We start from the raw sequence: 10,559 nt of genomic DNA, 5'->3' as shown, positions 1-10,559 counted from the left end.
AATTTTAGTTGCTACAACTGCGTCGTCTTCTTTTTTTTGTCATTGTAAATGTTTTTTAATTAGTTTTACAAAGGACTAACATTTTCAGGTGACGCGCTACCGAAGGTTTAGTTCAACACTTGCTACAATAGATTTGGGCATTTGGCTTAATTTAAAAAATTGTACTATATCGATTACGAAATAGAATTATTACCAGAGTCTCAAACAAAATTTTTCCGTTCAGACAATAACGACAGAACGATTGAATTTATTAAAAATAAAAAAGGGCAAATAGTACAGCTAATGATTTCGAAAGCTGGAGTAAAAGAAATAAAAAATAAAACTTAATAAGACAATGAGAACAATCCTTTCCTCTATAATCCTTTTGATGTCAATATTTTCAATCGGACAAAGTACAGCTATACTTAAACCAAACAGAAAAATAGTATTAACTGAAATAGCAGATAAAATTAACGAATATTATATTTTTGAAGATGTTGCCAATCAACTTTCAAAAAAATTAAAATCTGAAATAGAGCTAAAAACATTTGACAGTCTTACCGATAAAGAATTTGCAACTGTTCTTTCTTCTTATTTAACTAAAAACGGAAATGATTTGCATTTTAATGTATTATATCGTCCAAACCAAGATGAAAAAAAAGTCAATGAAAAAGAATTGTTACAAAAATATGATTCCATAAACAAACAATTCAATTATGGCTTTGAAAAAGTAACAAGACTAGATGGGAATATTGGATACATAGAATACACCGGATTTCCTGAAGGAAACAAATCTGCTCAACAAATTCTTGATGCTACAATGAATTTTGTTTCAAATACGAATGCATTAATTATTGATTTAAGAAATAACCAAGGAGGCGATGGTAAAATGGTTGAACTATTTTTAAGTTATTTTTTTGATAAAAAAACAGAATTAAGTGAAAGCTACACGAGATATGATGATAAAACAACAAAATCGTATACAATGCAAAAAGTGAATGGTAAAAAGTATTTAAATAAACGGGTATATATTCTTGTAAACAATAAAACGATTTCCGCTGCTGAGGCATTAGCTTATAACTTACAACAAAATAATATTGCAAAAGTTATTGGAGACACAACTTATGGTGCAGCAAATCCTGTGAAAGTATTTTTTATAGATAATAAATTTCATTTATTTGTACCCGTATCAATAGAAAAAAATTCAATAACAAATACAAATTGGGAACATAAAGGTATTGAAGCCGATATAAAAATAAGTTCTGAAAAAGCACTAACAAAGGCACATATTACGGCATTACAAAATCTATTAAAATCAAATATTAAAATAGAATTAACTGAAAATGAAATTAAAGAAGCGATTTCAAAATTAGAAGGACAATTATAGACAAACTTTGCTGCATTTGGACTTTCATTAATTATTGTAAAATCAATTTTACTTTTTAATATAATCAAATATACAGGAGCAGGATATTTTAAACGACTCACTTGGACAAAAATAGCTACTGTCAAAAACAGAATTAATGAAAAACGATTAGAAATAGATGGGACATGATAATTTAATAAACCAAATTCTTGCTTTTGTCCAATTGACAAACGCTGAAATAGAAATAATTAGATCTAAATTCAGAAGTAGCAAATACAAGCAAAAAGAGTACGTCCTGATTGCTGGGGAAATTTCAACGGATATTCATTTTATCTTGAATGGTTTAGTACGTATTTTTTATTTAAATAATGGTAAAGAAACCAATACGTATTTGGCATGCGACAATGGCTTTGTTTCCTCCTATTCAAGTTTTATCCATCAAAGAAAATCTATTGAGAATATGCAATGCATAGAAAATACGGAAACGTTGTCAATTAGTTTTAAAGATATGCAAGAGCTGTATAGTCTTATTGCTCAATGGGAAAAAGTTGGAAGAATCTTAGCGGAACAAAACTTCCTTTGTGTAGCCGACAGACTTTTAAAACTCCAATCTATTCCCGCGAAGGAAAAATATCTTGAATTTTTGAAAACTGCATCAGACAAAATAGTGCAAAGGACACCCTTAATACACATTGCTTCGTTTTTAGGGATGGAACCGGAATCCTTAAGCAGAATAAGAAAAAGTATTTCTTAACATTTATCAAAGAGAAATAAATTTCCGTTCATCATTTTTGTACTTTAAAAACTAACAAAAATGAAAGAAATAGCTGAAAATGTTTTCCAGATTCCACTGATGCCCAGAAATAGCATTAATTGTTATGTTATTGACGATATTCTTATTGATTCAGGCATTCGCAGTTCGAGTAAAAAAATTTTAAAATCAATTCATAATCATGAAATAACTGCCCACGTTTTGACTCATGCACACGCTGACCATCAAGGCAGTAGTAGCATAATTTGCAATCATTTAAACATTCCCCTTTGGACCTCTGAATTTGAAAAAGAAAACGCTGAATCTGGACATGTTATTAACGAGTATCCTAATAAGCATCATTTAATCGCTCGATTCCAGCAGCAATTTTGGGCTGGGAAAGGTCATAAAGTATCCCGTATACTTAAAGAAGGTGATAATGTTGGTAGTTTCACGGTTATTGAAACGTCAGGACATTCTAACGGGCATATTTCATTTTTCAGAGAAAGAGATAAAGTTTTGATAGTTGGAGATGCCCTTGTGAATATGAATTTAATTACGACTGTTGTCGGATTAAATCAACCACCAAATCTATTTACGACAGACAAAGAAAAAAATAGTGCCTCTATCAAGAAAATTTATGCCTTAAAACCAAAAATTATTTGTTTTGGCCACGGACCCGTTTTGTATGATAATGGCGAATTAGAGCAATTTATGGAGAAAATGGGATAGAAAAATGCATGAACGTTCAAGAAAAACAGGTAATTTTGTGAAACAGCAGATAAAAATACTACAATCCATCAAACCAAAAGGAAAATAACAGACAATGATTATTCCACCATATTTAAAATCAGGAGACAAAGTCGGAATAGTAAGTACGGCAAAAAGAACGAAATCCGAAGAAATAGTTGACGGAATTCAACTTTTAAAAAGTTGGAATTTAGTTCCTGTCATTGGCAAACACACTTTTAATGAACATCACTTTTTTGCAGGGACAGACCAGGAAAGAACGGAAGACTTGCAAAATATGCTGGATGACAATGCTATAAAAGCGATTATTTTCACAAAAGGAGGATATGGAACAATGAAAATAATTGATGTATTGGACTTTACTAATTTTAAAAAGAATCCCAAATGGATCGTTGGCTATAGTGACATAACAGTTCTTCACAACCATATTCACAATTTCAATATTGAAACACTTCATGCTGTAATGTTGCAAGGAATTCCCAAATGTACCTCGGAATCTAAAACATCCTTAAAAAGAGCATTGTTTGGAGAAACCCTAACATATGAAATCAGCAAAAATGAGAGCAATAAAAATGCTGAAAGTGTTGTTGAGGGCATTTTAGTCGGCGGGAATTTATCAATTTTATATGCTTTAATTGGTTCAAGCTCCGATATCGACACGAGCAATAAAATATTGTTTTTTGAGGATATTGATGAATATTTGTACCATTTAGACAGAATGCTAATTGCATTAAAGAGAAGTGGAAAATTATCAAATTTAAAAGCGATACTTGTTGGTGGAATGATTGACATAAAAGATTCAACACTCGAATATGGTAAAACTGCGAATGAAATAATAGTAGAAGAAACAAATCCTTTTAATTATCCCATTTATTTTGGTTTTCCATCCGGTCATCAAGAGGATAATCGCACCCTGATTTTAGGAAGAGAAATAAAAATCAGTCCAAATGGTAACACCATTAAAATTGAATTCAAGAATTAAAAACAATATAAAGAAAATAAACTAAATGGAAGCATCAATAGAACGACTGGAATTTTTGTGTAAAAAAATCCCACAATTGTTGGGTGGAATTGAAGAATCCTCTTTTTCATTAAAACTTAATCCTGAAAAATGGAGCAAAAAACAAATCATTGGCCATTTAATCGATAGTGCAACAAACAATCATCATAGATTTGTAAGAGGGCAGTTTGAAACAATTCCTACAATAGTATATAACCAAGTTGAATGGAACAAAAACAATTACTATCAACAAATGAAAAGTTCTCAAATCATTGATTTTTGGTCTGCATACAACAAACAAATATTAGAACTGATTAAACAAATTCCAAAGGAAAAATTGAACTATAAAGTAAATACAGGTGGAGATAATAGCGCAACAATTCAATTTTTATTTAATGATTATGTTGAACATTTAGAACATCATTTAAAACAAGTGGTTTCTTATTGATGAAAAATAAAAAACTACCGCTAATAAGAGAATTCAATAACTTAATGAAGCAAATATTTACTTTGTTAACTTTCCTTTTGACCACGTTTTTCGTAAATGGACAAACGATTTACTCAAAATCGTATGGAAATACTAAAGACAAACCTATCATTTTTATTCACGGCGGACCAAGCGGTAACGCAACTCTCTTTGAATCCACGACCGCTCAAAAACTTGCCGATAAAGGTTTTTACGTAATTGTGTACGACAGACGCGGAGAAGGACGCTCGATAGATTCAACTGCAAAATTTACTTATAATGAAGCTTTTGATGATTTGATAACTATTTACAAAACGTACAATATTGAAAAAGCAAACCTCATCGGGCATAGCTTTGGAGGTTTAGTAGCTACACTTTTTACTGAAAAATATCCTCAAAAAGTGGATGCTCTTATACTTGCCGGAGCTTTAGTTTCTCAACAAGAAACGTACGATCATATTTTGAATTCGGTAAGAGGAATCTACTTAACTAAGGGAGATTCCATAAATCTCAAAAGAATAAATGGCATAGAAAACGGTGACAAATATTCTGCTGAATACCGTAAAACTTGTTTTGAAGTGGCTGGTGAAAACGGTTACTTTACAATGCCCAACCCAACTAACAAAGCCAATAAACTACACGCATCATACGAGGCAAGTGATTTTTATAAAACGAATATTAGAAACAAAAATGCTCCAATACTTTTTTATAAAAATGAGAAGTTAAATAATATTGATACAAAACCAATTTTGGGAAAGTTAAAAAGCAATAATCTTCGTATTTATGCCATATACGGTAAGCAAGACGGTATTTTTTCTGCTTCCCAAATCGATTATATAAAAAATTTAGCAGGCAAAAAGAATTTTAACCAAATAGATAACTGTTCGCACTATCTTTTCGTTGACCAGCAAAAAGAATTTGTAAACAGCATAGCAAAATGGGTTAACCAATAATTTTATAACCAATATTTAAAAATGAACCAATTATTCAGAATTTCCTATTTCATTGCAATTCTTCTGCTATCAAGTTATAGTTCATTCGGACAACAAAAAGAAGATTATTCTACTCAAATCGACAGTTTAATAAAGACAACTAATATTCGGCCTTTTAATGGTGTAATACTTATTACCCAAAATGGAAAAACAAAATATTCAAAAGCATACGGCTATGCAAATTTTGACAAAAAGACACAATTGAATTTAGAAAGCCAATTTGAAATAATGTCAAACAGCAAGCAAATAACTGCGGTGTTGATTCTAAAAGAAGTTGAACAAGGAAGGATAGATTTACAGATGCCTATCAAGAAATACTTGCCGAATTTGACACAAACTTGGGCTGACACTGTAACGGTTCATCAATTGCTCAATCATACTCATGGAATTGTTGATTTAGAAAAACCTTTGATTTTCAAAGCAGGTTCCGATTTTAAATATGGAGATCTTTCATTTAATTTGCTCGGAAAGATTGTTGAATTTTCTTCAAAAAAATCATATTCTGAAATTGCAAAAGAACTGTTTGCAAAACTAAAAATGAAACACACATTTTGCTATTCAAAAGACAAAATCCAAAAACTCGTTTCGGGATATATTAACACAGACAACTCTTTTAAAATAGTCGAAAACACCAAAATAAATTTTGATAATTTAGGTTCCGACGGAATAATTACGACAGCAACTGATTTAGCAATTTGGAATAATAATTTGCATAAAGGAAAAATTCTAAAACCCGAAACGTATAAACTGATGACCAGTTATTCCATAACGGCACAACATGATGTTTTTGGGAAAGAGAAAGTTGGCTACGGATACGCAATTAGAATTAGCGATAAGGAACCAATAAAATATATAGGACATACAGGATTAGGAGACGGTTTTGCTTCTGTAAATTTATACTTTCCTAAAAATGACATTAGTTTAATAGTATTAGAAAACCAAATGAATAAAAGTTTAAGTCTTGCCTATTCTTTTGAAATAGAAATCAAAAAAATACTAATGAATAGTAAACTGATAAAATAAAAACCACCACTAATTCACTGACAATAATTATGAAAAAACTATTTTATCTGTTTATTTTAACTTTTATTTCATTTCAAGGATTTGCTCAGACAACAAATGAACTTCGACAAAGGCTAAATCAAATTATTGCAACAAAAAATGCAACTGTTGGAATTTCAATAAAAGGAATAGAAGACAAAGACACTTTAAATATTAATGGAAATTTAGAAGTTCCAATGATGAGTGTATTTAAGTTTCATATAGCATTGACTGTTTTAAATCAAGTTGATAATGGGAAGCTCTCATTAGATCAGAAAGTTTTTATCAAAAAGGAAGATTTACTTCCCGACACTTGGAGCCCAATGAGAGACGACTATCCTAATGGAAATATGTATTTAACTTTAGACCAATTATTACGATATACCGTTTCGCACAGCGATAACAATGGCTGCGATATTCTTATTGATTTAATTGGTGGCACTGAAACTGTGCAGAAATTTATTAACCAACAAGGCATCAAAGACTTTACTATTAAGGTCAATGAAAAACAAATGTTAGTTTGGGATAATTTATATAAAAACTCAACAACACCATTAGCGACAACCCAATTACTGGAGAAGTTTTATAAAGGGAAAATTCTTAAAAAGAGAACAACCAAATATTTATACCAAATAATGGTTGAAACTTCAAGAGGAATTACTTGGATGAAAGCGGGATTTCCTGAAAATACTGAATTGGCACACAGAACAGGAATTTCAGGAACAAATGAAAATAATTTAAGGGTTGCAATGAACAATGTTGGTATTGTGAAACTTCCAAATGGAAAACATGTAATACTTTCTATATATTTAAAAAATATAACAGAAGAAAAAGAAGAAACTGAAAAAATAATTAAAGACATAGCAAAAGCAACGTGGGACTATTACTCGAAGAAATAAAAACTGCTATCAATATCTAGTAAATTAGGTGAAAAAATCCCCTCAAACATTTCGATAAACGAGTTTTGGAGTAGGGGTTTCTTTGATAGAATGGCTTTAAATTTTAAATGGACAATTCTTAAAGATGCTTAACAAATTTATAGTACATTAATTGGTATGCCAAATTTCACACGTGCTTCTTTGCCATCTATTTTACCTGGAGTCCATCTAGGACTGTTGACTAATATTCTTATGGCTGACAAATCCATCTCTTTATTGATACTTTTTACGACTTCGAAGTGGTTTAAACTTCCATCTAATTCAACATAAAACCCAATTCTTATTTCACCTCTACCACTATTTGGAGATTTAAAATTTTTTGCTACGTAATCATAAAAAGCTTTCATTCCTCCGGGAAATTCAGGTTTTACATAGTAAGGAAAAAATTCTATTTCAGTTCCATTTTCATCAAAACATTTCCCGTTAACAAATTTTCCATTTTTAAAATTTTCAGTGCGTTTTACTTGGCCATTTTCAAAATATCGAGTTTGAATACCTTCTTGTTTGCCTTTAATATAAATTGCCAGCATTTCTTTTGCACCATTTTTATACCACTTTTCAGATGTTCCGTTTAAAATTCGTCTTTTGTAATTCGAAAAATGATCTTTGGTAAAAAGAGAATTATCGAGGTAGTAAGTTGTTCGTAATGTTCCTTCTGGACTCTCTTCATAAATAGTATAATAAATCGCATTATCTGCAGATGGTAATTCTTTGAAATCTTCTGTAAAATATACTTTTTTCTGTGCATAAAAAGTTATGGAGGATAATAAAACGAATACGACAAGTAAATTTTTCATTGATAATTTATAATTTATAAAACAAAAGTAACAAAAAAATCCTACAATACAGCAGTTTGCTTACAGTAGGATTATATTTAATATTAGAATATTTTTACTCTTCTTTTTGTCCCATCATCATCAGATAGGCTTTCAGAAATTCGTCAATTTCGCCATTCATAACGCCATCAACATTACTGGTTTCATGACCGGTTCGAACGTCTTTGACTAATTTATAGGGTTGCATCACATAATTTCTGATTTGTGATCCCCATTCTATTTTCATTTTTCCGGCTTCAATATCAGCGCGTTGTGCCTGTTTCTTTTTTAACTCAATTTCGTATAATTGAGATCGTAACATTTGCATGGCACGTTGTCTGTTATCTTGTTGCGAACGTGTTTCAGAACATTGTATTTGAATTCCGGTTGGTTTATGAAACAATTGCACTTTGGTTTCTACTTTATTTACATTTTGTCCTCCCGCACCACTGGATCGCGAAGTTGTAATTTCGATATCGGCAGGATTAATATCAATTTCGATACTATCATCTACAAGCGGATACACATAAACGGATGCAAACGAAGTATGACGCTTGGCATTACTGTCAAAAGGGGATATTCGGACCAATCGATGTACGCCGTTTTCGCCTTTTAAATAGCCAAAAGAATAATCGCCTTCAAACTCGAGTGTTACGGTTTTTATACCCGCAGCTTCTCCTTTCTGGAAATTCAGTTCTTTGATTTTATAGCCGTATTTTTCGCCCCACATCATGTACATGCGCATGAGCATTTCGGCCCAATCGCAACTTTCGGTTCCACCTGCTCCAGCGGTTATTTGTACAACAGCGCTCAAAGTATCGCCTTCGTCCGAAAGCATGTTTTTGAATTCTATTGCTTCAATATGCGCTTGAGTTCCGTTGTATTGTTCGTCTAATTCTTCTACAGTAAGTTCTCCTTCTTTGTAAAAATCATAGGCGAGTTGCAATTCGTCCGTCATTTCGACAGCTTTATTGTAATCTTCAATCCATTTTTTCTTGTTTCTAAGATTTTTTACAATGATCTCAGCATCTTTTGCATTGTTCCAAAAGTCGGGTGCAAAAGTCTTCTCTTCTTCATTTGAAATCTCAATTAGTTTGGCATCAACGTCAAAGATACCTCCTCAACGCACCAAGGCGCTCTACAATACCTTTAATTTGTTCGGTAGTTGTCATAAATTATAGTAATTAAATAAGTCTATTTTCAAATATTTATAAAAAATGCCGTTATGTAATACAATTAGTTTAGTTTTAACTGAACTAGTTTGAATTAACAAACGGTATTATGTAAATTTGTGGCACAAAAATAGAAAAATTTTACGAAGGGACAATTCGCAAATTGTCCGTACTGAAAATAAAAAAAAATATGGAAATAAATTTAGTTAGCGATACGATAACCAAACCTTCTCGCGAAATGTTAGTGCATATGTTGAATGCCAAAGTAGGAGATGACGTTTACAAACAAGACCCGACTGTTATTGAATTGGAAGCTAAAGTTGCCGAAATGTTCGGGATGGAAGCAGGACTTTTTTTTCCATCAGGAACCATGGCAAACCAAACGGCAATAAAATTACATACACAACCAGGCGAACAATTAATAGCAGACAAATATGCACACATTTATCATTACGAAGGCGGAGGTGTTTCTTTTAACAGCGGGGTTTCTTGCTGTTTATTAGACGGAAACCGCGGAATGATAACTGCCGAACAAGTGGCGGGAGCGATTAATGATCCTGAGTTTTATCACAGCCCTTTGACGAGTTTAGTTTGTGTAGAAAACACAACCAATAAAGGTGGTGGTGCTTGTTATGAGTTGGAAGATTTACAAAAAATAAAGCAGGTTTGCGATGCCAATAATTTGAAATTTCACATGGATGGCGCCCGAATCTGGAATGCGTTGGTAGCCAAAAACCAAGATCCAAAAGCATTTGGGAAATTATTCGATACTATTTCTGTTTGTTTGTCTAAAGGTTTGGGAGCACCAATTGGTTCGGTTTTATTGGCTGATAAAGCTACTATTCACAGAGCGCTGCGAATCCGAAAAATATTAGGTGGTGGAATGCGTCAAGTAGGATATTTGGCAGCAGCCGGAATTTACGCATTGGATAACAACATAGAACGCCTTGCCGAAGATCATCGAAGAGCTAAAGAAATTGCCGAAGTATTAAAAAAGGTAAGTTGGGTAGCATCAGTTGAACCGGTTGAGACTAATATTTTGATTTTTTCATTAGTTCCAAATTGCATTGAAAAGAATTTAATTGAATTATTAAAACAAAAAAATATTTCAATCAGTTCTATGGGGCATGGAAAATTGAGAATAGTAACGCATCTTGATTATCGTGAAGTAATGCATACGTATGTTCTAGAAACACTGCAAAAATTGGTTTAAAAAAGTTAAGGGTTAAAAAAAGTTATGGGTTAAGGGTTAAGTGTCGAAAATCAATGCTTCAAACCTTTAACCCTTA

At 32.0% G+C, this 10,559-nt stretch carries 11 protein-coding genes; 9 read left to right on the top strand and 2 right to left on the bottom strand.

What is annotated here, in order from left to right; all coding sequences use genetic code 11:
* Positions 1-334 precede the first annotated feature (334 nt).
* The 8 genes from ACNQGX_RS17520 to bla all read left to right on the top strand — a co-directional run bounded on the left by ACNQGX_RS17520 (position 335) and on the right by bla (position 7,244).
* Positions 335-1,366 carry a S41 family peptidase gene (locus ACNQGX_RS17520; protein ID WP_417978448.1) on the top strand — a complete coding sequence of 344 codons (1,032 nt, stop codon included), beginning with the start codon at positions 335-337 and terminating at the stop codon, positions 1,364-1,366.
* 157 nt (positions 1,367-1,523) lie between these two features.
* Positions 1,524-2,099: a Crp/Fnr family transcriptional regulator gene (locus ACNQGX_RS17515; RefSeq protein ID WP_417978446.1), complete on the top strand. Its 576-nt coding sequence runs from the start codon at positions 1,524-1,526 to the stop codon at positions 2,097-2,099.
* Between the two features lie 60 nt (positions 2,100-2,159).
* Positions 2,160-2,828 (top strand): MBL fold metallo-hydrolase, encoded by a 669-nt coding sequence (locus tag ACNQGX_RS17510; RefSeq protein ID WP_417978444.1) that lies wholly within the window; start codon positions 2,160-2,162, stop codon positions 2,826-2,828.
* A 94-nt stretch (positions 2,829-2,922) separates the two neighbouring features.
* Entirely contained in the window at positions 2,923-3,828 is a 906-nt protein-coding gene (locus tag ACNQGX_RS17505; RefSeq protein WP_417978442.1) for a S66 peptidase family protein, read from the top strand.
* Positions 3,829-3,853: 25 nt separating this feature from the next.
* Positions 3,854-4,294 carry a DinB family protein gene (locus tag ACNQGX_RS17500; RefSeq protein ID WP_417978440.1) on the top strand — a complete coding sequence of 147 codons (441 nt, stop codon included), beginning with the start codon at positions 3,854-3,856 and terminating at the stop codon, positions 4,292-4,294.
* Positions 4,295-4,338: 44 nt separating this feature from the next.
* The gene (locus tag ACNQGX_RS17495; protein ID WP_417978438.1) at positions 4,339-5,265 is read left to right on the top strand and encodes an alpha/beta fold hydrolase; all 927 of its coding nucleotides are present in this window, start codon (positions 4,339-4,341) and stop codon (positions 5,263-5,265) included.
* Between the two features lie 21 nt (positions 5,266-5,286).
* Entirely contained in the window at positions 5,287-6,327 is a 1,041-nt protein-coding gene (locus tag ACNQGX_RS17490) for a serine hydrolase domain-containing protein (protein WP_417978436.1), read from the top strand.
* Positions 6,328-6,356: 29 nt separating this feature from the next.
* On the top strand, positions 6,357-7,244 hold the full coding sequence (gene bla / locus ACNQGX_RS17485; protein WP_417978434.1) for a class A beta-lactamase, subclass A2: 888 nt from the start codon (positions 6,357-6,359) through the stop codon (positions 7,242-7,244).
* 137 nt (positions 7,245-7,381) lie between these two features.
* Here bla and ACNQGX_RS17480 read toward each other — a convergent pair whose 3' ends face one another.
* Both ACNQGX_RS17480 and prfB read right to left on the bottom strand, forming a co-directional pair.
* Complete coding sequence (locus tag ACNQGX_RS17480; RefSeq protein ID WP_417978432.1) at positions 7,382-8,080, bottom strand: energy transducer TonB; 699 nt, start codon at positions 8,078-8,080, stop codon at positions 7,382-7,384.
* Between the two features lie 94 nt (positions 8,081-8,174).
* Positions 8,175-9,270 (bottom strand): peptide chain release factor 2 gene (gene prfB, locus ACNQGX_RS17475; protein ID WP_417978431.1). Its coding sequence is split into 2 segments (ribosomal slippage): positions 8,175-9,206 and positions 9,208-9,270, totalling 1,095 coding nucleotides; the frame shifts between segments, so codons are not numbered across the junction.
* Between the two features lie 190 nt (positions 9,271-9,460).
* Between prfB and ACNQGX_RS17470 the strand changes: the two genes are divergently transcribed.
* Positions 9,461-10,483 carry a threonine aldolase family protein gene (locus tag ACNQGX_RS17470; protein ID WP_417978428.1) on the top strand — a complete coding sequence of 341 codons (1,023 nt, stop codon included), beginning with the start codon at positions 9,461-9,463 and terminating at the stop codon, positions 10,481-10,483.
* Positions 10,484-10,559 lie beyond the last annotated feature (76 nt).

It is taken from the genome of Flavobacterium glycogeni, from assembly GCF_048286775.1.
Lineage (GTDB): Bacteria > Bacteroidota > Bacteroidia > Flavobacteriales > Flavobacteriaceae > Flavobacterium.
This window is presented reverse-complemented; position numbering and strand designations above follow the sequence as displayed.

Bases quoted from the DNA above. Each gene is read 5' to 3' on its own strand.
- ACNQGX_RS17520 (WP_417978448.1), top strand. From the start codon at position 335: ATGAGAACAATCCTTTCCTCTATAATCCTTTTGATGTCAATATTTTCA.
- ACNQGX_RS17515 (WP_417978446.1), top strand. From the start codon at position 1,524: ATGGGACATGATAATTTAATAAACCAAATTCTTGCTTTTGTCCAATTG.
- ACNQGX_RS17510 (WP_417978444.1), top strand. From the start codon at position 2,160: ATGAAAGAAATAGCTGAAAATGTTTTCCAGATTCCACTGATGCCCAGA.
- ACNQGX_RS17505 (WP_417978442.1), top strand. From the start codon at position 2,923: ATGATTATTCCACCATATTTAAAATCAGGAGACAAAGTCGGAATAGTA.
- ACNQGX_RS17500 (WP_417978440.1), top strand. From the start codon at position 3,854: ATGGAAGCATCAATAGAACGACTGGAATTTTTGTGTAAAAAAATCCCA.
- ACNQGX_RS17495 (WP_417978438.1), top strand. From the start codon at position 4,339: ATGAAGCAAATATTTACTTTGTTAACTTTCCTTTTGACCACGTTTTTC.
- ACNQGX_RS17490 (WP_417978436.1), top strand. From the start codon at position 5,287: ATGAACCAATTATTCAGAATTTCCTATTTCATTGCAATTCTTCTGCTA.
- bla (WP_417978434.1), top strand. From the start codon at position 6,357: ATGAAAAAACTATTTTATCTGTTTATTTTAACTTTTATTTCATTTCAA.
- ACNQGX_RS17480 (WP_417978432.1), bottom strand. From the start codon at position 8,080: ATGAAAAATTTACTTGTCGTATTCGTTTTATTATCCTCCATAACTTTT.
- ACNQGX_RS17470 (WP_417978428.1), top strand. From the start codon at position 9,461: ATGGAAATAAATTTAGTTAGCGATACGATAACCAAACCTTCTCGCGAA.